The sequence below is a fragment of the Mucilaginibacter gossypiicola genome (genome assembly GCF_900110105.1).
Classification (GTDB): Bacteria; Bacteroidota; Bacteroidia; order Sphingobacteriales; family Sphingobacteriaceae; genus Mucilaginibacter; species Mucilaginibacter gossypiicola.
In genome coordinates this window covers 36241-60903 of record NZ_FOCL01000009.1, presented here as the reverse complement: position 1 = coordinate 60903, position 24663 = coordinate 36241, and the positions used below count along the sequence as shown (strand labels likewise).

The window sequence follows — 24663 nt, the reverse complement described above, 5'->3', positions numbered from 1 at the left end:
TTTTATAAAATGAGCGATTCACAATTTAGCCAGGATACCGACGATGACGACTTCGGCGGATACATCAAGATCGACCGTTATAACCACGACCGGATCGATAGCCTGAAAGACAATTATCAAAATGTTTTAAAGCAGATAGGCGAAGACCCTGAACGTGAAGGGCTGTTAAAAACCCCTGAGCGTGTAGCCAAAGCCATGCTTTATTTAACCCACGGTTACGAGCTCAATGCCGAAGAGATCCTGAACTCGGCCAAGTTTAAGGAGGATTATAGCCAGATGGTGGTAGTGAAAGACATTGAAGTATATTCCATGTGCGAGCACCATATGCTGCCGTTTTTTGGGAAAGCACATGTTGCCTACATTCCCAATGGACACGTAGTAGGTTTAAGTAAGATCCCCCGTGTGGTTGATGTGTTTGCCCGCCGTCTGCAGGTGCAGGAACGTTTAACCAACGAAATTCGCGATTGTATTCAGCAAACCCTGAACCCGATTGGTGTTGGCGTGGTAATTGAATGCCGTCACTTGTGTATGAGCATGCGTGGCGTACAAAAACAAAATTCGGTAACCACAACATCGGCCTTTACCGGCGAGTTCCTGAAAGAGAAAACCAGGACTGAGTTTTTGAATTTGATTTCGTCTAAACTCAGTTGATTAGGTGAATGGTTGATTGAGTGAGTAGTTAAACTAATCAACCATTTATATTAATCAACAAGTAATAAAATGCCAAGTTGATTAGATGAGTAGCTGTTGGTCAACCACTCACCTAATCAACTCAATCAACCAATAAACTAAAACAATGAAAGCATATATTTTCCCGGGCCAGGGTGCCCAGTTTCCGGGTATGGGCAAGGACCTGTACGATCAGTCAGAAAAAGCGCGTGAGCTGTTTGAAAAGGCTAACGAAATATTAGGTTTCCGCATTACTGATGTGATGTTTGAAGGAACTGCCGAAGACCTGGTGCAAACTAACGTTACCCAACCTGCTATCTACTTACACTCAACCATTTTGGCTATAGTTTTGGGCGATGATTTTCAACCGGAAATGGTTGCTGGTCATTCATTAGGTGAGTTTTCGGCCTTGGTTGCAGCAGGTGCTTTATCATTTGAAGATGGTTTACGTTTAGTTGCTGCACGTGCCAATGCTATGCAAAAAGCCTGTGAAATACAGCCATCAACCATGGCTGCTATTTTAGGATTGGATGATTTCACTGTTGAAGATATTTGCGAGCGTATAAGTGAAGTAGTTGTGCCTGCAAATTACAACTGCCCGGGCCAGTTGGTAATATCAGGCTCAATTGCCGGTATTGACGAGGCTTGTATTAAGATGACCGAAGCCGGAGCTAAACGTGCTTTAAAACTTAAAGTAGGCGGCGCATTTCATTCACCGTTAATGGAAGCAGCAAGGGTTGAACTGGAAGCAGCTATTGTGGCTACCGAAATCAAATCGCCGGTGTGCCCTATCTATCAAAATATAGATGCCAAGCCATATACCGATCCGGAGCTGATCAAGAAAAACCTGATAGCCCAATTAACCGGTGCTATTAGGTGGACCCAAACCGTAATGCACATGCTTGAAGACGGTGCTACCTCATTTACCGAAGTAGGGCCGGGTAACGTGCTGCAGGGACTTGTTAAAAAGGTTGATAAAACCGCGATAACAGCAAGCGCCGCATTACCGCAATAATTTTTAAAAGCCACATACAACATGTGGCTTTTATTTTTGTTATAGGCTTGTATTAATCAAAAAATCCATAGTATAGCAATATCTTGACTACATCCGGAAAAATACGCCTATTGCTTGCTCTTTTAGGGCTTAGTTTGCTGCTTACGGCCATTATTGTACAAAAAACGTACACGCCGGTAAACAGTCTTGTGCAATCTGCCCGGGTGTTGGAGAATAATCTTCATAACAAAGAAGCTTTTATAAATAAGCAGCTTAACGGCACGGGGCGTTTTAAAAAGATGATGAACCTGCGCAACAACGAGCAGGATGCCATTAATGCTATTGAAGATTTTACCACCCAAAACGGTATTTGGTTTATAACCTTAACCAATAACAAATTAAGCTTTTGGAGCGGTATAAAGGTGTTGCCCGATAGCACCAACACTATTAAGGAAGGCTACTCGTTTATTCAGCAACCTAACGGGTATTATGAAACGTTCCGGAAAACTGAGGGGAATTTTTCTGTTATTTTCTTTATCCCGGTAAAAATCAATTATGCCTTCCAGAACAAATATCTCCAAAACAAATTTGCTAAAGATCTGCTGGACGATGATAACATTGATATAGCCGATTTTACAGATATTAACGTCTACGAAGTTCATAGCAGCGATAACAATTACCTGTTTTCGGTAAAGCTTAAAAATAATGGCGCCAATAATGATTTTGTTTATTATGAACTTTCATTTTGGATCCTGACGGCCATAACGCTTTGTGTCCTGATGCATAATATTTGCAATTATGTAGCATCAAAAGGGTACGTAGTGCTATCTATCATTTTCCTGGCTTTATACATTGTATTGTTCAGGTTTGTTAACCTGCATTATAACCTGCCCGACTTTACGTATAAGCTCAGCATTTTCAACCCCATATTTTATGGCTCAAGCCTGGTTTATCCTTCACTCGGCGATTTTTGCATCAATATCCTGGTTATTTTTTGGTTTATAACATTTGCGTACAGGCAACGGCGCCGGTTTTTAAATGATGTGCAAAGCAAAACTACCGGTTATATTATAGTTGTTGTTTCTATTTTAACGCTTATACTAGTTTCAACTTCATTGTTAAGTTTGTTTTATGGCCTGGTTATCAACTCAAAAATCAATTTTGATGTAAATAATGTACTTAGCCTAACTGGTTTCAGCTTGTTGGGGGTGTTAATGTTATGCTTTAGTTTTTTGATATTTTACCTGCTTAATGAAATTATTTTAACCATATGCCTGAAGCTTAATGTTCCCCGAACTCACCAGTTGTTCCTGTTTTTGTTTGGAATTGCCATAACTACAGTTGTATTTTCTTATTACCACGAATTTACACTGTTTTACCTGTTATGGACGTTGCTGGTATTGGTAAGGGCCTATAACTTTATATACCATAAAGAGCAGCTTTTTGCTACTTCTTTTTTAGGCATTGTGTTCGTTTGCGCCCTGATAGCGGCAATTAAGCTTAATCATTTTGAAGATCTGAAGGAGCATGAAACCCGAAAAGCGCTGATACAAAAGCTGGAGATCCCGGATGATGCTACAGCTGATTATATTTTTAAGAAGGTAGAAAATCAGATTATAACAGATACTGCCATTGTACGCTATTTTACAAACGGCCTGCACAATGGCGATTACCTTAAAACCCGCTTTCAAAAACTTTATTTTGATGGATACCTGTCAAAGTACGAGTTTAAGGTTCATGAATTTGATGCTAATGAAGAACCTACATCGGCCGATAAAAATTATTCGCTGAGTGTGTTTAAGGACCTTGTGCTGTATAGTTCGTTTAAGGTGTCCGACTATTTTTACCGTGAGAATGAATCGTTTGGGTATCAGAATTACTTTGCCATATTGCCGGTAAATACCAGTAATAAGCAATTAGGTACCATTGTAATTGAGCTTAAATCAAAGCCGCTTCAAATATCCGGTACTTTTCCCGAACTGCTTATTGATGGTAACATAAGCCCCGAAAATGATTTTAAAGATTACTCCTACGCGTTTTATAGCGATAATAAACTGTTGAGCCAGCGTGGAACATATGTTTATTCACTTGATAACAGTGAATTTAAAGGAGAGCTGAAAAAATACACTGAAAAGACCACCAAAAACCACAGCACCGCCTGGTACGAAAGCTTTACAACATACAACCACCTGGTATATAAGCCCAGCGAAAGGAACCTGATTGTTGTTAGCCGGGAGGAAAACTCACTTTATTATGCAGTTACTTCGTTAACCTTCTTTTTAGTAGTAATACTGATTTTCAGCGCTGTCATCATCACTTTAAAATGGTCATGGGCTCGCATCAAAATCTTTAACATTGCCGAAGACGGGTTGAAAATAAACTTCAGGATAAATTTTGATAAGGTATTATACAAAACCCGTATCCAAATTTCGATGATATTGGCTGTGGTGGTTACCCTGGTGCTTGTTGGCTTTATTACGTTTTTATCCATCAGCAATCAGTACCATACCCAGCAGGAAAAAATGATCAGGGATAAGATAACCCGGATAGCATCGGCATTCGAAAACGGTCTTTTTACCCAATACGTTGAGCACATTAATGAAGAGAGCCAGGTTCATTTTAACGAGCTTGCTAATACTTACGCAACCGACCTTACGGTGTTTGATACTAATGGCGTTCCTCTGCTAACCACGCAGCCCAAAATTTATGAAAACGGCCTGGTAGCTAAACGGATGAACGCCCGTGCCTTCATCTTTTTAAGCAAATTGCAAAAAACAGAGTTTGTAAACGATGAAAAAATAGGAGATCTGAGTTATAAAGCGGCGTACGCCCCAATAACCCTTACATCCTCAAACAAAACTGTAGCATATATTCAGCTACCATACTTCAGTAATGAAACAGACTACCGTGAGCGCATAAGTTCGTTGCTTAACGTAATGATAAACGTTTACGCTATTGTTTTTATAGCTATAGGATTGTTTGCAATAATTATAGCACGGCAAATAACCGCACCATTAAACTTTATACAACAAAGTCTCAGCAAAACCATCTACGGTAAAAAGAACGAGCATATCAAATGGTCGCGCGATGATGAGATCGGGGCATTGGTTAAAGAGTATAATAAAATGATATCAGCGTTGGAGAACAGTGCCCAGCGCCTCGCTCAATCTGAACGTGAAAGCGCCTGGCGCGAAATGGCCAAGCAGGTTGCTCATGAAATCAAGAATCCGCTAACACCTTTAAAGCTGGGCTTGCAACTGCTTGATAAATCATGGAAGGATAAAGACCCTAAGTTTGATCAAAAGTTTGAACGTTTCAGCAAGTCATTTGTTGAGCAAATTGAGAGCCTGTCGTCAATAGCTTCGGAGTTTTCGGCATTTGCCAAAATGCCCGATACACGTATTGAGCAGATTAATATTTTTGATATGCTGAACCAGGCAGTCACCATTTTTAAACAAATGGATAACGTACAAATTGCTTATCAACAACCCGAAAGCATCTTTAATATCAATGCCGACCGCGATCAGTTGTTACGCTGTTTTAATAACCTGTTAAAAAATGCTATCGAAGCTACCCCTCCCGATAGGAAATGTATCATAGATATTAATTTTCTGGTAACCAGCAAAAATATCCTGCTTACCATCAAGGACAACGGTAACGGGATTCCTGAGGAAATGCGCGAAAAGATCTTTGAACCAAACTTTACCACCAAAAGTTCCGGAACGGGTTTGGGTTTGGCATTCATCAAAAACTCTATCGAAAATGCCAATGGCAAAATATGGTTTGAAACAATCATGGGTACAGGCACAACATTCTATTTAAGCTTACCGGCTGCTTAAAGGCAAATAATAAAATGTTTGGTTCGTTTCATTTGGCCACCGGGGAAAAAATGCCGGAAGGCTACCGTGTACCCATAAGTTTTAAGTAAAAATGTCATTTCTATAGAGCAGGGGCGGGCTGAGTGGTGGCGTGAAAGAGAAATCTTATACGCCCTGTAAAGTGGCTTCACATAGTTTAGAGCTGGATGTATAAGATTTCTTCTCTCCACATCCGCCCATTCCCCAACGGGTTCGTCGAAATTACATCTTCTTTTAATTCATCATAATAATTAAAAGATGTGGGTACACTGTAGCCCGGGAGGAGGTATGACCGTAACTATTTATTGACCACTTTGAAGCGTTGTTTTTCGGCTATCGCCATTAATGGGCTGAATCCCGGATCGGAAATGCCTTCCTGGTTATAAAGCCAAAAAGGATCTTCATTAAACCTCTTCCAGTCGGTTTCCATGGTTGTTTTAAGTTGAGCATCGGCAGTTGTCCATGTTTCTGCGGGTTGGGTGGCCGGCTGGTTTGCGTCTTGCAATTTCACCCGCTGTTGTTTTGCATAAAGGTGTTTCAATAAATTATAACAGGTTGTAAACTGACCGGTTGCCACAACGGCAGCTTTGCTGTTGTCTTTCCGTTGATATTTATCGAACCATAAGGTAGTGGCCATCACCCGGGCTTTTTCTGCAATACCGACCAGCGAAGCCGAAGGTGGTGCTACTTTATCAAGCTGCAGTTCGCCTGCCTCATCATCCGGATTGGCTGTTTTCTGTTGTACAACAGGTATTCCGGTTGCGGCTTTTTGCTTAACCTGGCTCAGGTCATAAATGGCATTGCTTACAACCAGGTAATGTGTGGCCGGATCGGCATAAAGCTGACTGTAATAATGCGCCCTGATCTGTTTGAGGTAAATATCGGAAGTGATCATCAACACCGATTTTAAGCGGGCGGTAAGCATCTGGATAAGGGCACTCAGGCGAAGTTTTAAAAAGTATCCCGCATAACTTAGCAGCATCAGGCTCCAGGTTGATCGTTCGCGATTGGCGCTGATGCGCGTTAGCAGAAGTTTGACCTGAATAGCAAGCCAGCTTACCAGTGCCAGTAACGATGGAATAAAAAGTAGGTACATCCACTGCTGCCAGCCTGTAAAGAGGGACGCCAGGATCATTATAGGAAACAGGAGGCCCAGGATAAACAGCGACCAGGTGATGCCATTAATTGTAGCTTTACCGGGGAGGCTCTTTTTTTCCAGTGGGAGGGTATAGCTGTCAATCAAGTAGCTCGTTACATCGGTGATCAGCAACAGATCAAACGGAGGGCGGGCCTTTTCTTTACGGCGCTGGCTGGCAAGCAGGATGCTGTCGATAGCCTGATTATCAGCAATACCGCCATCCATCAGCCCAAAACGTTTGGGGTTGTCTTTGAATTCTTCATCCTCAAAAATATCGTCTGGTTTTTCATCGGTAGTAAAAGGATTGTTCTTGAAATTTATTGCTTCATTCAGCTCTTTCGGTTTGAGGCCGGCATGGGTAAAATCTTCCGGAAAGATCAGCGGCTCAAAACCGCCGGGAAAACAAGAGGAACTTGCCAGGATATCCGATAGTTTTAAACGCCAGGCCGCATCCAGATCACTGAAATAAATGTAGCCGTTGCCAATCTTCCCATTATTAAGTGTAGGGTGCTGGGATTGAAAGCGGAAACTTAACCCGTTGGCAAATTCGGTAGAATTTACGCAGATCTCTTCAAGATGGGTTCCGCCAAGGCGATCAGTATACAGCTTAAAATATTGATTGGGGTACAGTAATTCATCATAAGCCATGGAAAAGGCGTTGATCAAATTGCGACTTTTATCTGGTCGGGTTTGCCAGGCTGCGTCATGATTAAGAATCTCAAAGGCCCTTTTAATTGCTTTTTCGCCGTCGATAGCATTTAACAACCGGAGATAGATCGTTGAAAAAGAGTCCCCCTGGCATAATCCTGCGCTATAGGCAATATTGGTAATACTGCCGCCCGATGTTGAGCTCATGAATGTTACGTTTTGTAATAGCGTGCGGTCATCATATCCGGTATTGTTCAGATATGATAAAGCACCAAGAGAAAATGCCGCTGCCCGGTACCCTCCGCCAGACATAGCTAATGCGATATTTTTCATAAAATTGGGCTTAGGTGTTTATTGTGTTAATTTATTGAAAATTAATATATTAATATATTGAAAAAATAAATAATTATTTTTTCAATAGCAGGTATAGTTAGGCGTGGTATCTTTTTGCACATAGGTATAAAAGTCTGATAAGATAATCAGCAAAAGCAATACCTTTTTATAATCATAAATTATGCTGACGGATTTGTTGACAAGGCGTTTGTACCATAACAGATGATTGAAAGGACAACGGTCTTCTGCATAGTTGGTGATACACAACAGCAAAAGTTTTAATCAAAACTGTTTTTTTTATTGTTTAAAACCCGCATTTTTAGCTTTGAGAACGATTTAGCTATTTTGCGTTTGATTTGCCTTTAATGGCAGAATTGGATTAACCAAATTTTGCTCTTACACATTGGAGCTAACATAAACCTAAAGATTATACCTGTAACATATGAATAAGATTAAACTATTAAGCCTTGGCTTAATTTCGCTTGCCGGCAACGTATTTGCCCAGGAAAAGGCTGTACCGACTCCGCATTGGCGGCCTGCCTATCATTTTACGCCACCGGCAAACTGGACTAACGACCCAAACGGACTGGTGTTTTTAAACGGAGAATTCAATTTATATTATCAGCATAATCCATTTGAAAATAAATGGGGGCACATGAGCTGGGGGCATGCCACGAGTAAAGACCTTATAGCCTGGAAACATCTTCCTGTTGCCATTCCTGAGGTTATTACAAAAGATACCACTACCTGGATCTATTCGGGCTCGGTGGTATTGGATAAAAGCAATACCAGCGGGTTCGGTATCAATGGCAAACCGCCGCTGGTGGCCATTTTTACGGCCGATCAGCCTAAGCAGAAAAAAGAATCACAGTTTATTGCCTATAGTAACGATGGTGGTTTAAGCTATAAGCAATATTCGCACAACCCGGTTATTGATCTTAATATGCATGACTTTCGCGATCCCAACGTTTTCTGGTATCAGCCAACGCAGCAATGGATCATGACAGTATCCATGGTTGACGATCATATGGTGCGGTTTTACGGTTCAAAGAACTTAAAGGACTGGAACAAGCTGAGCGACTTTGGGCCGGCAGGCTTTACAAAAAATGGCTGGGAATGCCCTTCATTGTTGCCCCTTGTGGTTGACGGCAATCCCGACAATATCAAATGGGTACTTTTTGTTTCCTCGGGAGGCGAACACGGTCCGCTGATTCAATACTTTGTTGGCGATTTTGATGGTATAACTTTCAAAAGTGTTAACGAAACCAATAAGGTATTAAAAGTTGACTATGGCGATGCTTTTTATGCTGCGATAGCCTGGCGGGATGCCCCGGAAAATAAAAAGATACTTTTAGGGTGGCTGCAAAATGGCCGCCAGGAAACCTACCCATGGAAAGGGCAAATGTCTATTCCGCATGATCTTTCACTAAAAACCACCGGTGATGGGCTGGTTCTTAATCAATTGCCTTCTGTTTTCGTAACCAGGGCGCTGCATAAGTATGCTACGGGAAAAGTTATTGAGAAAACGAACATCGATATAAACGGTGCCGGGTTAAAATTACCGGGTAATGGAAACGCTTATTGGATTGATGCTGAGTTTGATATCAGGAATGCCAGGAAGGCAGGCTTTAACGTTGTCGGAAAAGCCGGGACGGATAAAAAAGTAACATTAGGCTATGATGCAGAAAAGCAATTGCTTTTTGTTGATTGCACGGGCTCAGAAAAAGACAATAAGTCGCCGGAAAATTTGATACAAACGGCTCCCATGAAAGCAATAAATGGTATTGTTAAAGTGAAGGTATTGCTTGACAGGTCATCATTGGAAGTGTTTGGCAACGACGGTGAAAAAGTGATCTCGACCATGATCTATCCTGATAAAGATGCTACTGGTTTGGCCTTATTTTCGGAAGGTGCAGCTGTGGTGAAAAGTTTAAAGATGTGGAATTTAAATAGGGGGGAATAGACCAAAGCAATTTGCTTACACACCCTTTAGAATTTTGATCAACTTAAATGAAAAATATTCCGATAAACAAAAAGCCGACTGAAAAATCGGCTTTTTGTTTATCGGAATATGCAATACAACTTTTGTTATTCAAACAGTCTTTACGGTTGTTTTTTATTAACTGTCCATTCAGCCATCTGGAAATCACGGCTGCCATTATTAACCTTGATGCTTAGCCTGTAAAACTTGTAAGCCACATTATTATTAAAGTGGTACAGGATCCGCTGAAAGCGGTTGGCAAAAACTTCGTTGTTTTTGCTGTGCAGGTTTATCCAGCGTATGCCATCTTCAGAGCCTTGAAGTATCCATCCTTTAGGATCACGATCGGGGGAGTCATTTGCCGATGTCATGGTATAAGCTCCTGCAACCGCGGGGGTTTTAAGTTCATATTTCATCACCAGATCGCCGGAGAACCCCGATTGCAAAAATTTGGTGTTCGGATCGCCGTCAACCACCTTTAGTGATCCCTCGCCTGCATTTGGGCCTCCGCCGTTGTCGCGTGATACGGTGAGCGTGCCTCCTATAGTAGCAAAGTAGCTTTCACCAACCTTGGTGCGGTCAAAGTTAGGATCGGCAACGTTCAATATTATTTCTCGGGCAGCCGAATATCCCTGTGAATTTCTGGCTGTTAATGTTACGTGATACAAGCCATCAAAAGCATACCTGTGCTTAGGTGCTTTTTCGGCCGATGTGCTATCGTCGCCAAACTGCCAAAGGATATCTTTGTAATTGGTGGATGTACTGGTGAACTGATAGCTTAAAAAATCAACACTATCTGTTCGTGCTACTGTGAAACCTGCAAGGGGTTTGGGCTCATCCGGTTCGGGCTGAGGGGCCGGTTTATCTTTTTTACATCCGGCAAACAACATGGCTACTGTTGAAAATACCGATATAATGTACAATGTTTTTTTCATGTCCTTAATTTTCATTGATCAATTAGCATAACAGGCTTAAGGGGCGGGGAATAATTGGCTTTGTGGTATTATTCTTCTGCCATTGATGCCGGCCGATGGAACTTCAAAAGTTAAACGGGCACGCTGGCCGCCCACGTTTTCACGGTGATCGGCTTCTATTTTATAACGTTTGCCACGTTCCAGGAATATTTTGGCTGTACGGCTGTCCTTATCCCATTCGGTTGTGAAATCATTAATAATGGCCTTGCCATCTATGTATAATCTTGATCCGTCGTCCCATTCATTCTGCCAGAACACGTATTCACCCCTAACGGGTGCAAGAAATTCGCCGGTCCACCTGGTGGAGAAATTATCATGACTTATGCTTGGTATCGCAGCTTGCCAAACCCCATCATTAGGCCAATCAATAGTGGGTTCTATTTGTACAAGGTCGGGCTTTCTGCCGTCAAAATCGAGCAGCTGATTATTGGAGAAATATTCTGCTTTTAAACCAGTTCCATTGCCGGTTATATATGAGTTATTATCAAGGTTAACCTCTGGTTGTACCAACACAATCAGTTTGCTGTTTGTTGGATGCAGGATGTGTTTTGACGGATTAGCCAAACTCACCACAAAGCCAAAACGTTTATTGGCAGCAATGTTGGCGTCAAAAACCGGCCAGCCAATTGATAGACGTATCATCGCGGTACTGGCATTAGAGTTTACCCTGATCAGGGTGTCAATAGAAAATTGATCGGGGTTAAGCGCAATAGTATTATCAGGCAACACTTTTTTACTTACCAAAGTGGCAATCGTGTCCATATTCAGTTTCACATTAACATTAAATGCACCGGCAGGTACGCCTGCCAGGTTTATGGTTAATGGAATGGTGATACCTGCCGGCGTTGTTGTATAGTTTTTTTGATAATCAACATTCATAATGCCGCCGCCATTTAAAAGCGATACGTAATGAATATCGCTTTCCTTAACCAGCTTTTTGGTATCAAGCACCACCAGGATGTTTGATTGCGATCCTTTGATCTGGTTGCCTTTGCCCGGATCAGTGAGTTTAAAGGCAAAGGCCACATTTTTACCATAATTGGCTTCTATGGCTGATAACCTGACGCTGGCAACCGATGTTGCGGTATCTGCGCCAAATGATACGTTGATTACACTGGGGTAATCAATTGCTCCTGCAGGCAGTATTACTGTGTTTTTAAGGGTACCATTTGCAATTAATTGGGTTACGGTATCATTGTTAAACGTTATACCCACCTGAAATGCTTTAGTTGCAGGGCCGGATAAAGATATTTTAAATGGCACTTTAACTATTTCGTTACCGGCAGTTGCATCACCCGTATTGGCTCCTGCACCGGAAACGTTCCTATCGGTGTTTTGAATTGGTTTCAGCTCATCAAGATCATTTTGCCTGCAGGCTCCCGCTATCAGAACAATTAATCCGATAAACAAAACATATTTATATTTTTTCATCATCAAATAATTTAGTTGGTAATGGTTAACTTTTACTGATCAAGCCAAACGCGTCCGTCAAGCCCCCAGGCCTGCCGGTTCGGTATTCTGAACCAGTTTATTATTTGTGCAGGAATATCTGCCGTTTGCGGAACAAACTGAGCCAGCGCACCGGCCGGCGGCGGACATATCAGATCGTTAAAATCTTCCCACTGGTAATTTCCTTTTAATTGAAAGTCACGGGCCTGAGGGCCTATATCCCTTATTTTATCGCCCTGCCCATCTGTGCCTGGCCAGTAAGCTGCCAGGAAAGTATAATAGGGGTGACCTTCACTTATAGATGTTTCGCAAGCATAATTTCCGATCACTGCATCCGGCACGTCAACCTTAAAAAATCTGATATCAGTTACATACACATCAGGTGTACCATGCCCGGTTCCGTTTAAATAACCCAGTTTAAGCGGGCTGTTGTTGGCGAGACTACCCGAGGCGGTTATTTCCAATTCATTATCAAAAACTCCGTTGGTGTAGGTTCTGATATATCGCTTGCCTGCACGTATTTCGCATTTAACAGAAAGATTTTCCCATCTGCCTTTCTGTAGGTCGGCACCACGGCATTGGTGGTAATCACCATCCTTTGTACCGCGATATTCAAAATACCAGTAAGCATCTTCCAGGTAAATTACCCAGCCAACGCCCGGATGTCCTGACGACCATTGTGCCCTTTTACCCAAAATACTTGGCCAGAAGAATTTATCCTCATTTTTTTTAACCTTTAGCTCAATGGTGAACTTGGTAGTGTCATCGATGTTGAAAATATCAGCGGTATCAATTTCGGCCCTTATGCCTGTATCTTTCAAACGCACTGTACGGCCTAAATACCTGTTGCCTGTAAATGGTTTACCTATTACCCTTTGTTTATATTTTGGATTGTAATAAATGGTGAACGTATTGGCGGCAGTATTGCTGAAAACGGTATTATCATTTTCGTTAGCCGGGATATTAAATTTACCACCACCGCTTGATGCTATCACTACCAGCCAATCTTCATTAACGTAGTTTTTCCGTTTTTTCAGGGCGCTAACAATCTCGCCTACATAACCGTCAAATTTTTCAATGGAGGCTTTATACTGCGACGATGAATTATCAAAGCCATATTTGGCCCCGGCTTCTCTGATGTCATTAAAATGGCCAACTATCAGTTGGGCGGTGTCGGTATTCAGGTCATTAACTACAGCTGTTTTGATTTGCTCATCGGTATCGTATAACTCGCTCACAGCAGTACCCTGCGTTAACTTGTTTTTGAAAATAGCAGACGAAGCAAACGAAACGATTTTAGCGTTTGGCTTTTCTTCTTTTATCCTTTCAAAAAAAACCGGGTAAGTTGCCAGGTTGTTTCCGGTAAAATCATCCGACAAGATCTTGTGTTTTTCTTTCTTTACACCAGTGAGCATATTGGCCCAGTTGCTTACATCGCGGGTCGAATCCGGATCGCTCAAGGCAACCCAACTGTAAATTGAACTGGGCAGTAATGCTTTAATATTAGGCACATTGGCACTATTTACTGATGAGCCTCTGGCCCCGTCAACAATCAGGTATAAAACCTTACGTTCGCCGGATGTTGCTTTGGCCGTATCTGTATAGTTTTTATCGGGCAGCGTGCGCACAAAATCCTTATTACATGATACTGTTGCGACAGCCAATGCACAAATAATTGAAAAAATGATTTGTTTATATTTTTTCCTGTTCTGCATCTCTTTATGGATTATAAGTTCTCTTAAGTTATTCAATGGTTACACGTATGATATTGTTAACCGGGGTGTTATCAAAGCGATAAATGCTACCGATGAGCAATAATGCCCGTTTACCATCAGTCGATTTGGTTTCAATGATGTCAGACAAGCTACCTATAAATGGGCCGGTGGTATTATAGCTACCGGCAAGCTCGCCTTTGGTATTTAGAACCATAAAACCGTTACGAGTAACATTATCATATTTTTTAAAGCTGCCGCTAACCACTATCAACCCATCATTGAGCTGGCGGGCAAAACCGGGGTAGCCTCCTTCAAATGTTTTGGCTACGAAGGTTTGATCAAGAGAACCATCAAGGTTAACCAGCGCCATGCTAATAGCCGATTTGCCATCGTACGTTCTGAATATGCCTGTTATCAAATATTTTTTGGTAACAGGGTTGTATGTTAAGGAAGAGATACTGTTATCGGTACCCGTACCGGTTTTAAATGAGTCGTCAATAGTTCCGTCGGCGCTTAAGCGAACCAAACGACCTGCGGCTTTGGAATCAAACGTAGTAAAGCTTCCAAACAGCACCAGTTTCTCCAGCTGATCAGCATCGGTATGCATGTACGAATCAACAGGGCCGTTTGCCGAAGGCTGACCTTTATTAGTTGCTATGTTAAAGCGATAGGCTTTGTCAAGTGTGCCATCCAGGTTAAAGCGGGCCACCTGCCTTATCTCTGTACTATCAAGAATCACCGTGTCGCGACTAAAGTCATGATTATGTTCGGTATAAACCCTGCGTACATAGTATCTGAAATTTCCTGTTGCCAGTATCTTGTTCTGATGCTTGTATATTTTAGATATATAGTCATTAGTGCCGCCATTAAACTTCGGAAAGTATTTGGTTGTATCAGTTTGTGATGGGCGCCGGTAGGTTTTGACACCAATAGTATCAATACTGCCATCAACATTTAAAGTGGTAATATTGCTGATGTTTTCTGTACGCTGATTGTACCCGCTGAAGCCGCCCGCGATAACGTATTTTCCGCCAAGTTCTATCACCCTTGATAATGATCCGTTTGCTGCTTTACCTGTGCGGAAAGTGCGGTCAAATTCACCATCAGCCGATGTTCTTACAATCCGGTTGAGGGGCGTGATGATCCCTTTATTATCATAATTGGTGAACCAGCCCAGTACAAGGTTCCGTCCATCAGCAAGTGGGTAAACCTGGTTTACTGTATTGTTTGCTCCGGCTGTAGCCCTGAATGAAGGATCGATATTGATTAACCCCGACACCTTAAATAGCGGCCCGAGCACTAACTGATCATCGATAGCGATTGACGTAATACCTGTGCTGCCAAAGGGAGGTACTTTCACTTTAATTGTTGATTCCGTTACTTCGATAACCTGACCAGGTTCGCCGTTGAACATGAACTTTATTTTGTCTTTATAAGGGACAAGACCGGTAGCCTTGAACGTTACCTCGGTACCCACTGCCCCGTTTGCCGGTGCAGGTATTGCGTCGGGGCTGAGAGTTACGCCTAATGGTGGCTTTCCGTCCCCATAGGGATCGGAATAAATTGTTTTATCCTTTTTGCATGCCTCCATTGTGAGCATCAGCAGGATAAACATGATGATATAGTTAAGTCTTCTCATATTCAATTTATTATCATTGAAATAATATTGTTAATAATGTTTTACTCAGAATGGTGAAGGCCTGCGAAGTATATTTCCTCATAAAAGTCGTCCCGGTTAAATCCGAAGTAAGCCTCGTTATACTGAAGGGTATGCACTATGCCATTCTTTGGTTTGACATCTGATGAAGAGACATTATTTCGAAAAACCGCGTTCTGCGCATTGTTAATGTCATAGATATAACTGATTACCAGTGTGCGCGGACCTATATATTTGATATTATTGGCATCGCCATATATCACCCCAATGTTCTCCACATCTCCACTGTAAGCATAATAAAGGGCTCCCGGATACTGATTTTGCAGGTTAAAATCTATTTGCGGATAATCTTTAAGGTGGTTAATGCCCTTGAACATATACCGTTGCAGGTATTTTCGCCATATGGCCGAGTCGATATCCGATAACTTTTTCACGGTATCACGACCAGAATAAAACAAAAAATAGTTTAAAGATCCGCTGGTTTTGTTGTTGCCTATGGTTCTTTTAATCACATCATCATCCGGTGCAAAAAAGGTAAAATCACTTTTGCGGAATGTTTCTTCCATCCCAGCCAGTTTTACGATTTGGGCAATGGTATCAAACGGTACTGCTTTATCTTGCAGGTATTGAAGCATATCAGCAGGATAATCGGCCTGAGCTTTACCTCCGTCTTTATAATACTCATCGCGTTTACAGCCGGTAAGCACCAGTAAAAAACCGGCTAAAACAATAATTATATTTTTCATATTTCTTATCATTACTTTTTAGGAATTAATTGCCTCCGTTAACCCAGTACATGTTTAATGACATAAAAGGGTTGTTAGCCAGTGCGCTGCTGTTGATTGGCCAGGTCCAGGCGCCACGGTTAAATTTGTCCAAAGTCAACACATTATATGACCACTCACTGTTCATGATCCTCCGGGTGCGTACCAGATCAAAGTAATGGTGTCCTTCGCCCATCAGTTCCCTTGATCTTTCCAGGAAAATGAAATCCTTCAGATCCTGACCGCCTCCGCCGGTATAGCGCGAAGCTTCGGCCCTGTCCCTCACTTTATTCACCAGGGCTATAGCCTGATCATCCTGACCCAGTTCGGCCAGCGCTTCTGCACATAGCAGCATTTCACCTGCATACCTGAATATCATAAAGGTGTTGTCGGGATTGGCATCCTCTTCGCCTGTTGCAAAAGAGTTTTGAGCAAATTTGAGCATCATGAATTTTCCGTTATCTGCATATATATCGGAGTTAAACCATATGGTAGCGCGCTTATCAGCAGTGCCCGGATATAGTTTTTGCATATATTCAGCTCTGAAATAGGCAAAGCTTATACGGTGTGTATATTCAGGTCTTTTATAAGGATAGTGCAGAAACATATCGCCAATTGGAGCAAGATTGGTGTTCTGGTCGCCGTAGTTGATACTGCGGTAAAATTCAAAAAGGCTCTCATCTGATCGTCCTTTGATAACGGTAGCCCACTCGGTTATGGGCAGTAGCCTGTAAGCATTGCTCTTAATCAATTCCTGCCCAAGATCTGCGGTTTCCTGGTAGTACTTGGTTGCATTAGGTTTGTCAAAGCCGGCGTTCCACATATTCATGTTCATGATAAGCGCAATAACGCTGCCCCTGCTTGCCCTTACCCCTTTTAAAGCAGGATCTGCATAAGTCCAGGGTAATCCATCCTTGTATGTTTTAAGATCGGCAATACTTTTATTTAAAACAGATACCATGTTTTCGCGAGGTAAAGCGGTTGAGTGATAGGCATCAGTATAATAAGGCACATCACCGTAAAGCCTTACCATATAGAAGTATGCAAGCCCGCGTATAAAAGCGGCTTCGCCTTCAAATTGCTTCTTCTCAGTTTCGTTTACCCCCGGCACGCCTGCTTCCAGTTTCGAAATGAGGATATTAGCACTTTGAATCACCTGGTAATAGCCGGTCCAATCTGTAATGCGATAGAAGTTGTAAAAATTCCAGGGTGGGTTGCCATTGATAAGCCCAAGCAGGTCATTCCTGCCTAACACTTCCACAAATGCGCGCGCAGGCCCATTATCTGATTGAGGCTCAGATAAAACCTCGCCTGATCGATATTCGCCTGTAGCGCCGATGAAATGCGTTTCGTTGACCTTGCCAAAAAATGTTCTTGACATATCATAAATATTGGCCACCACATCATCTTTTGACTGGTAAAAGTTATTCCCTGTTAATTTATCAATGGGTTGTACGTTCAGAAACTTTTTACAGGATGGTAAACACAAGCTTGCTGCCGCTGCTAAAATGCATATAACACTTTTTTTCATGATCTTGAGTTTTATTTACTTGTATTGAGTTCGATATTTAAGCCTAAATTATAAGTGCGCGGTACCGGGTATCCGCTTGATATATCCCTGCCCAGCGACGTTACGTTTTCAGGGTTGGGGCCATTATATCCTGAAAATGTGATCAGGTTATTGGTTGAGAAATAAACCCTTACGTTATTGAACCCAAAGCGCCTCACAAACTTCTTGTCAAACATGTAGGAAAGCGTAACCGTGTTGATCTTCAGGTATGATCCTTCTTCCTGCCACAAACTTTGATCAGAACGGAGCGGCCTGATCTGGTTAAACCTCGAGAATGAATAGGGGTTAGGATACTTGGATTGATCGCCCGGTTTTCGCCATATATCCAGGTCATCCAGCGGAACCGCAGCCAGCAGGGCATAAGGGTCCTTCATGATCGATAAGCGGTCTGACAGCGCGTTATTTAAAATTGTTCTCTTAGCTGTATAAGTGGCGTATACATTTAATCCAAAATTTTTATAATTGATGTTTGTTGATACACCACCTGTAATTAAAGGTTGTGAGTTACCGGTTATTTCATAATCGCGGTCATCAAGGATGTAATCGCCGTTAACGTCTTTAAACCTTGGGTCGCCGCCTTTGAAAGCGAGCCCGCTGGTTTGATATTTTTTACCGGTTACTGGGTCTACCGGTACATCGGCATCGTTTGAATAAACACCCTGGTTAACCAGCAGGTAGTTTGACAAAGTATTTTTACCCACCCTGAAAACGATGTGCTGGTAGTTGTTATAATCAAACTTGATGTACTGTCCGTTGTATTCGGAAGGTAACCTCAGCAGATAATCGCGGTTAATAGCACCATTGAAAGACACCGTCCAGTTAAAATCCTTGCCTGTTATCGGCCTTACCGTTACCATCAGCTCATATCCATAATCGGCAATGGATACGTCATTACTTGATTTTTTCTGGAACCCTGTACTGTTAGGCAAAAACCTGTCAAATAATAAATTATCAACCTTTTTGTAATAGGTATCAAAGGTTAGGTCAACTTTACCCTGCAAAAGCGTCATGTCAAAGCCAAGGTTGTATTGCGTGGTAGTAGTAGGCTTTAATGAAGGGTTGGGTACAAATTCATAGTTAATACCGATGGTTGGATTGTTGTTGAAATTGCCATTCAGGTTATACAAGCCGTAAATACTTTGCAAGCTGCCGGTTGGTACAATGTTTTGTCCCCAGGTTAACCTTAAACCGCCTGATGTGAGCCAGTCCCAATCTTTAAACCAGTTTTCCTTGTAGTAATTCCATCTGAAGCCTGCTGCAGGGTTTTTAGAATACGGGTTCTCTAAGCCGTTTGATGATGTACCATCTAAACGGTAAGATAGCTCCAGTACGTACTTCTTTTTATAATCGTAGTTAAAAGAGCCCGCAAATGAGGCGATAGTGGCATTTTTGTAGTTTGACAATACACCCCCGCCTCTTGAGTTATAAGAGTCGGACCCTACAGGCCCCTGCAATTGATCATTAGGTATACGGCTTTGCCTGATGATACCGCTTTGCCCACCTTGTTTATATATTTCATTAAAAGTATTAACGAATATGGTGTGATCCGAACCGAACGTTTTGGCATAAGTAAGCGCATTACGGTTATATAATGTGAAGCTACGTCCCTCATAGTCATACATCTGGGCAAACTGGGCATTTGCAGCGGCAGGCGTAAATGTTGACTCGGCATCTGATGTGTAATCATAGCTGATGCTTGAGGATAGCGCCAATCCCGGGATAAACTCGTAACGACCGTCAACATTGGTACGGATATTTCTTGTACTGTTGCTGTTTTGAGTTTGCAGAGCTGATGTAACACCATCAGGTGACAGATAAAAGGATGGCGGAGGCAATAAGGTAGAAGCCTGCCCATTTGTGGCTACGCCTTGCTGCAGCAAACCTACACCGTTGCCCTTAGCCTGGCTGCCCAACGAACCGAATAATGAACCAAAGAACCTGAATTTATCATTCGGTTTAAATTCCATGTTCATATTCAGGTTATACCTGTCGAACCCGGTGTTTTTGATCACACCTTTTTCCGAATAGTATCCCATGTTCGCTTTATAGTTGAAGCGGTCGTTACCGCCGTCTAAGGCTACGTTATGGCTTTGGTTGTGTGTTGTGCCATAAAAAATGGATTGCCAGTTGGTTGAGTTATTCCAATACGCATTTAAGCTATCGGCCAGGAAGCCGGTTTGCCCTAATCTCCTTAACTCATCAATAATGGTAGCATTAGATAATATTTGCTGGATTTTTGCCTGGCGTTCGGAATTACCTCCCAGCGTTGCACGCAGTTGCGGCGTAGCATTAACGAAGAAGTTACCGGTATATCTCACCCTTGGTACTTTAGAGTTCCCCCGCTTGGTGGTGATGATGATTACGCCATAAGCACCTCTTGATCCATACATGGAAGTGGCCTGTGCATCTTTCATTACCTGTATGCTCTGGATATCTTCTACCGGTATCAATGATAGCGGACTAACACCCGGCCCCTGTGTTTGAAAACCAAACTCAGCCGCCTTGTCTGCATCCAACGGTACCCCATCAATAATATACAGGGGAGATGTAGGTTGTAAAAATGATTCGCTGCCGCTGCCGGATACGCTCAGGGTTGATAAACCACGTACCTGAACCGACCCCCTGAAACCCGGAGCGCCCGTATTGTTCTGAACATTTAAACCTGCTACCTTACCCTGCAGCAAACTTTCAACATTTGATGTTGGTACGTCCTGGATATCCTTGGCTGTAATAGTAACAGAAGCACCTGGGGTGGATTCTTTGTTCCTGTTTTGATAGGCTACAATAACCACTTCGTTAAGACCTTTCTTGTCTTCGGTCATTGTAACTGTTATGTTTTTTTGGCCGGGCTCAAGTTTAACTTTCTCAGTAACAAAGCCTACAAACGTAAAGGTAAGTGTGGCGTTTGCCGGTACATTAACAGTAAACTTTCCTTTATAATCGGTTTGTATAAGGCCCTTACTGCCCATATAAATATTTACACCGGGTAGTATTTTATTGGTTGCTTTTTCAACCACCGTACCGGTAACCGTTATATTTTGTGCTTGTGCATCAACTTCAATGCAGGAGAAGATCATGCAAACAGCAAGCACTATATAAAATAGTATGTGTTTTCTCATCGTGATAAGTTTTAATTCGGTTATTCGTCTTCAAACTTTGGATTGTCCTTCAAAAAGTGGAATACTATCTCCCAATCACCTTTTTTGTATATGGCGAAATCTATCCCGAAACTTGCCACTGCCCGGGTGCCCCCGAAACCAATTCGTGAATATTTAAATTCGGCGTGGTCTCTGGTTCCTCCGGGTGCATAAACAGTTGAGACCTCCACTAACGGGATAGGATAGGCAACATCGTATTGCACATAGGTTGCGGTTTTTTGCATGTTAAACCCATGTACTATTTTGTCCCAGGCTGTTTCGTTAAGTAAGGCTGGGTTCATTTCTACCGAATCTTTATTCAGAAACTTAAACCTTAGCGAATTGCCTGAGCCGCCGGTAAACGGACGGATATAAACCACCACATCCTTTTTATCGTCGTTACTCTGAAGCGGAATATCGGTTGCCTGACCTATTACCCCGTTTAAAAATGGCCTGATATAATTACGGCTGGCCGGGTTGTAAGGCGTTTTAGGGTGTGGTGCAGGCAAACCAGAATAAATGTTAAAATCGTCAGACGGCTCATAAGGGCGTTCGCGGAATGGCCGTACCTGTAAATCGCGAATTACCGTGCTACCGCCTGTATTGGTTATCTTGACATCAAAATAACGTGTATCCTGGGCAAAATTGGTGCTATCGGCAGGCCTCGGCTTGATGAGCTCATTGGTGGAAGAAGCCCACATAATAAACTCGCCCGATGAGCGCACTTCAAATAAAGAGTGCTCTTCCAGTTTTCGTTTTGCTTCTATCTCGGCCAGGCTCTTCTCAAGCCCGTTGTAGGGGGCTGTCCATACGTAGGTCGGCCTCTTTTGAAAAAGATCGGTTACCGGCCTGCCATCACCAAAGCGCGCATTGATGATCTCAAACTTAAGCGGCTGGGTTGAATTATCGCCGTTAAACCCTCCCATTAAGCTGGTACGCCCTAAAATCGGTTCAAAAACTTTATTGCTGTAGTTAACATTAGAACTCAGATAATCTTTTTCATCCGGGATTCCATACATCTTTTTACAGCTACTGAGCGCGGCTGCAACAAACAGCAGAGCCATAGATCCCATTTTTATGAATGTTTGCATCTCTTTTCGTTTTTTTATTGCATTGATGTTTTGATCTTCCATAGCTTACTTCACTTTATTGATAGTCCATTCGGCCAGTTGGAAAAGACCTCCGTCACGCAGCTCGGTAATATCTACCCTGTAAAATTTATAAGCTGTTGTATTGGGGCATCTGAAAACTTTTGTCTGGTATCTTTCCTCAAAAAAGAAGTTACTCCTCCTATCTAACTCAGTCCAGGTTTTGCCATCATTTGAGCCTTCATAGGTCCAGGCCCTGGGGTCACGTTCGGGGGCATCATTGGCCGAAGTGAGGGTGTAAACCCCTGATACAGCAGGCTCGTTTAGTTCAAACTGCATCCATAACCGCCCCTGCAATTCGGCCAGGAACTTGGTATGGTCGTCGCCGTCTATTACCTTTTTAGAGCCTTCACCATTATCCGGACCGCCGTTGTTGTCTCTTAAAACAGTAAGCTTACCACCTATCTGGGTTATCAGGTTTGGTGGTGGCGGAACAAAGGTTAAGCGCGATACAAATTCATCAAAACCGAAAATGTGATCGGGGCTCAGCACGTGAACAACACCATTTTTAGTGCTGATATTGTTAGAACCGGTTGTAGTGGTTGCCCAGTTTCTGATAAACTTACTGCGTTTGGTGTTGCTAAATTCAATAACATCGGGGCCGCCGCCGGTAAGTCCGGAAGCTGATATTTTGGAAACTTTGCCATGCATAGGATATCCGAAACGTACGCTGGAAAGATCGAGCCCATCCTGCAGCTGCAGGGAATCGGTTGTACGTTTACCCCTGATAATGTAATATGATACCATAGTATCCAGTTGTACGCCATCAACCTTTGCCAAAAACAGCGGATCTTTGTCGCTTTGCCTCCTCAGCGTATTAAGGTTATTAATTGCCAGCTGAAAACTTGGGTTGGTAACAGCAAAAAGGGTAACATTACTATCCATGAGCGTTTGCTGCAGGCCCATCCTGTTTATCACAGCCAACAATGAATCATATACACCGGGCTTACTTTTTAAATATTCATAGGTATTGCCGGCAAATTTTGAGCTTGTGCCTGTAGCGTCATGAAAGCCGCCATCCTTTTTACAGGCGGCTTGCAACAGGGCTGCAATCAACACCGGTGTTAAGGCACTCATATATTTTTTTAACTTTTTCATATATGGTCAGTTTATTTCCAAAATGGGTTTTGAGTTAACAGGTTGTTCTGTGCGATGAGCTTACGCGATACCGGCCAGTATATTCCCTGCGAATTGATGAGCTTGATGAATGCCGGGTTGTTTTGCTTGATCTTATTGTATCGTACCAGGTCATACCAGCGTTGGCCCTCGCCCATAAGCTCGCGATGGCGTTCCTTAAATATTTCATCAATAATATCCTGGCTGGCGTCAATTGTGAGGTCTGTTATCCCCCGGCGGGTCCTTATATTAAATACTTCGTTTGCTGCACCGTTTAAATCACCCAAAACAGCCAGTGCTTCGGCGCGGAGTAACACAATATCTTCTATCCTTGTAAAGATCAGCGCACTGGTGAAGTATCGGAATGTTGGGTCAGAAACACCTCCCTGTATCACTTTTATCTTACTGAAGATCGGGTACTTTCCATTGATATTGGTGAAGTATCTTTCGGTACGGGGCTGGCCAAGGGTGTCGATACTAAAACGTTCGTCTTTAGGTAAATCGAATATTTTAAGAATGGTATCCTTAGGCATATAGATATCCGGCACTTTTTTATTTAGTATAGGCTCGGCCAGGGTTAGCTCTTCAATGTGGCCGGCTACCGCGCCGTCAACATGCCCCCAATCGGAGTTAAAGCCAAACATCTGGCTGGTGTTCTTATTGAAAAAGAACCCGTTTGATTTGGTCAGATCTTCTGTGCTTTGAAAATTGATGCCGCTTTTGCTATAGTTATCTTCAACAAACTTGGCGTAAGTAGCTACGTCGGTGTAGTTGCCCTGCCATGCCGCTAAATGAGCCAGTACTGCGTAAGCCGAATTTTTTGTAGCTAAAGCTCCGCCCCAGCGGGTAGCATCTTCATTATAATAATTACCAGGCTGCTGCACATCGTTGTTGCTATAAACAAACGGCAGATCTGCTGCCGCCTTAAGCATTTCCTGTTGGGCCCAAACTAATATTTTGCTACCACTTTCGCGGGGCTGGTTTTCAAACTTGCCATCGTGGGATGCCGCGATGAAGGGCACATCTCCCCAAATCCTTACCATATAGAAATAGGTAAAGGCCCTCAGGAAGCGAACCTGTGCAACATCAACTATCATATAGTTTTCTGTATAGCGCTTATCGGCTGCTTTTACGTCGCCAATGCGTTCAAGGAAAATATTTGCGGCATTAACTATGGCGTAAAATCTTGTCCAGTCGCTTAAGGCATCTACAGTTGGGTAGGATGCGTTGAGCTGATTGCTCGAAATTGCTTTGAGGTCCTGCCGGTTGGGGCTAATAAATTCGCCGGTGCGTACATCGCCATAAAGCCAGTGGCCGTCGTTGTCTGATAATCCGGCGCGGGTGAGCGCATATACGCCCAGCAAGCCGGCCCGTGCATCTTCAAGCTTGTTCCACATGTTTTTTTCGCCCACAACCCTTGTCGAATCAATATCCAGTGTTTTGTTACAGCTTGTTATTGCTGCACTAAACAGGATCAGGACAATACATAATGTCTTTTTCATTTTTACAACAT

Annotated in this window: 15 protein-coding genes; 4 read left to right on the top strand and 11 right to left on the bottom strand. The window is 42.7% G+C overall.

The window, feature by feature from the left end; all coding sequences use genetic code 11:
• The first annotated feature begins 9 nt into the window (after window positions 1–9).
• The 3 genes from folE to BMX50_RS25080 all read left to right on the top strand — a co-directional run bounded on the left by folE (window position 10) and on the right by BMX50_RS25080 (window position 5502).
• Complete coding sequence (gene folE / locus BMX50_RS25090; protein WP_091216347.1) at window positions 10–651, top strand: GTP cyclohydrolase I FolE; 642 nt, start codon at window positions 10–12, stop codon at window positions 649–651.
• A gap of 145 nt (window positions 652–796) precedes the next feature.
• Window positions 797–1684 carry an ACP S-malonyltransferase gene (gene fabD / locus BMX50_RS25085; protein ID WP_091216343.1) on the top strand — a complete coding sequence of 296 codons (888 nt, stop codon included), beginning with the start codon at window positions 797–799 and terminating at the stop codon, window positions 1682–1684.
• An 83-nt stretch (window positions 1685–1767) separates the two neighbouring features.
• Complete coding sequence (locus BMX50_RS25080; RefSeq protein ID WP_143065258.1) at window positions 1768–5502, top strand: sensor histidine kinase; 3735 nt, start codon at window positions 1768–1770, stop codon at window positions 5500–5502.
• 316 nt (window positions 5503–5818) lie between these two features.
• On the opposite strand, the gene BMX50_RS25075 is transcribed toward BMX50_RS25080, so the two are convergent.
• A complete protein-coding gene (locus tag BMX50_RS25075; RefSeq protein WP_091216335.1) occupies window positions 5819–7639 on the bottom strand; it encodes a patatin-like phospholipase family protein in 1821 nt (606 codons plus the stop codon).
• Between the two features lie 442 nt (window positions 7640–8081).
• Here BMX50_RS25075 and BMX50_RS25065 point away from each other — a divergent pair, with 442 nt between their 5' ends.
• On the top strand, window positions 8082–9602 hold the full coding sequence (locus BMX50_RS25065) for a glycoside hydrolase family 32 protein (RefSeq protein WP_091216323.1): 1521 nt from the start codon (window positions 8082–8084) through the stop codon (window positions 9600–9602).
• A 140-nt stretch (window positions 9603–9742) separates the two neighbouring features.
• Here the strand turns inward: BMX50_RS25065 and BMX50_RS25060 are convergent, their stop codons facing one another.
• From BMX50_RS25060 to BMX50_RS25015, 10 genes are read right to left on the bottom strand one after another with little or no spacing between them, the layout of a single operon-like run.
• Complete coding sequence (locus BMX50_RS25060) at window positions 9743–10555, bottom strand: PKD domain-containing protein (RefSeq protein WP_167668114.1); 813 nt, start codon at window positions 10553–10555, stop codon at window positions 9743–9745.
• 36 nt (window positions 10556–10591) lie between these two features.
• The gene (locus BMX50_RS25055) at window positions 10592–12028 is read right to left on the bottom strand and encodes a PA14 domain-containing protein (RefSeq protein ID WP_091216313.1); all 1437 of its coding nucleotides are present in this window, start codon (window positions 12026–12028) and stop codon (window positions 10592–10594) included.
• A gap of 29 nt (window positions 12029–12057) precedes the next feature.
• The gene (locus BMX50_RS25050; RefSeq protein WP_091216305.1) at window positions 12058–13758 is read right to left on the bottom strand and encodes an alkaline phosphatase family protein; all 1701 of its coding nucleotides are present in this window, start codon (window positions 13756–13758) and stop codon (window positions 12058–12060) included.
• Window positions 13759–13786: 28 nt separating this feature from the next.
• Window positions 13787–15397: a DUF5008 domain-containing protein gene (locus BMX50_RS25045; RefSeq protein WP_091216302.1), complete on the bottom strand. Its 1611-nt coding sequence runs from the start codon at window positions 15395–15397 to the stop codon at window positions 13787–13789.
• A 41-nt stretch (window positions 15398–15438) separates the two neighbouring features.
• Window positions 15439–16161, bottom strand: coding sequence for a hypothetical protein (locus tag BMX50_RS25040; protein WP_091216297.1), 723 nt, complete (start codon window positions 16159–16161; stop codon window positions 15439–15441).
• Between the two features lie 25 nt (window positions 16162–16186).
• Window positions 16187–17710, bottom strand: a complete 1524-nt coding sequence (locus BMX50_RS25035; RefSeq protein ID WP_091216291.1) for a RagB/SusD family nutrient uptake outer membrane protein — start codon at window positions 17708–17710, stop codon at window positions 16187–16189.
• A gap of 11 nt (window positions 17711–17721) precedes the next feature.
• Entirely contained in the window at window positions 17722–20868 is a 3147-nt protein-coding gene (locus tag BMX50_RS25030; RefSeq protein WP_244281098.1) for a SusC/RagA family TonB-linked outer membrane protein, read from the bottom strand.
• Window positions 20869–20888: 20 nt separating this feature from the next.
• Window positions 20889–22019, bottom strand: a complete 1131-nt coding sequence (locus BMX50_RS25025; RefSeq protein ID WP_244281097.1) for a DUF5007 domain-containing protein — start codon at window positions 22017–22019, stop codon at window positions 20889–20891.
• A gap of 3 nt (window positions 22020–22022) precedes the next feature.
• Window positions 22023–23132 carry a discoidin domain-containing protein gene (locus tag BMX50_RS25020; protein ID WP_091216279.1) on the bottom strand — a complete coding sequence of 370 codons (1110 nt, stop codon included), beginning with the start codon at window positions 23130–23132 and terminating at the stop codon, window positions 22023–22025.
• An 11-nt stretch (window positions 23133–23143) separates the two neighbouring features.
• Window positions 23144–24652 carry a RagB/SusD family nutrient uptake outer membrane protein gene (locus tag BMX50_RS25015; protein WP_091216955.1) on the bottom strand — a complete coding sequence of 503 codons (1509 nt, stop codon included), beginning with the start codon at window positions 24650–24652 and terminating at the stop codon, window positions 23144–23146.
• Between the last annotated feature and the right edge of the window lie 11 nt (window positions 24653–24663).

What these genes read in the sequence shown, in the direction of transcription:
- BMX50_RS25015 (WP_091216955.1), bottom strand. Translation starts at nt 24,652, where the DNA reads ATGAAAAAGACATTATGTATTGTCCTGATCCTGTTTAGTGCAGCAATA.
- fabD (WP_091216343.1), top strand. Translation starts at nt 797, where the DNA reads ATGAAAGCATATATTTTCCCGGGCCAGGGTGCCCAGTTTCCGGGTATG.
- BMX50_RS25065 (WP_091216323.1), top strand. Translation starts at nt 8,082, where the DNA reads ATGAATAAGATTAAACTATTAAGCCTTGGCTTAATTTCGCTTGCCGGC.
- BMX50_RS25040 (WP_091216297.1), bottom strand. Translation starts at nt 16,161, where the DNA reads ATGAAAAATATAATTATTGTTTTAGCCGGTTTTTTACTGGTGCTTACC.
- BMX50_RS25020 (WP_091216279.1), bottom strand. Translation starts at nt 23,132, where the DNA reads ATGAAAAAGTTAAAAAAATATATGAGTGCCTTAACACCGGTGTTGATT.
- BMX50_RS25050 (WP_091216305.1), bottom strand. Translation starts at nt 13,758, where the DNA reads ATGCAGAACAGGAAAAAATATAAACAAATCATTTTTTCAATTATTTGT.
- BMX50_RS25075 (WP_091216335.1), bottom strand. Translation starts at nt 7,639, where the DNA reads ATGAAAAATATCGCATTAGCTATGTCTGGCGGAGGGTACCGGGCAGCG.
- BMX50_RS25045 (WP_091216302.1), bottom strand. Translation starts at nt 15,397, where the DNA reads ATGAGAAGACTTAACTATATCATCATGTTTATCCTGCTGATGCTCACA.
- BMX50_RS25025 (WP_244281097.1), bottom strand. Translation starts at nt 22,019, where the DNA reads ATGGAAGATCAAAACATCAATGCAATAAAAAAACGAAAAGAGATGCAA.
- BMX50_RS25035 (WP_091216291.1), bottom strand. Translation starts at nt 17,710, where the DNA reads ATGAAAAAAAGTGTTATATGCATTTTAGCAGCGGCAGCAAGCTTGTGT.
- BMX50_RS25055 (WP_091216313.1), bottom strand. Translation starts at nt 12,028, where the DNA reads ATGATGAAAAAATATAAATATGTTTTGTTTATCGGATTAATTGTTCTG.
- BMX50_RS25030 (WP_244281098.1), bottom strand. Translation starts at nt 20,868, where the DNA reads ATGAGAAAACACATACTATTTTATATAGTGCTTGCTGTTTGCATGATC.
- folE (WP_091216347.1), top strand. Translation starts at nt 10, where the DNA reads ATGAGCGATTCACAATTTAGCCAGGATACCGACGATGACGACTTCGGC.
- BMX50_RS25060 (WP_167668114.1), bottom strand. Translation starts at nt 10,555, where the DNA reads ATGAAAAAAACATTGTACATTATATCGGTATTTTCAACAGTAGCCATG.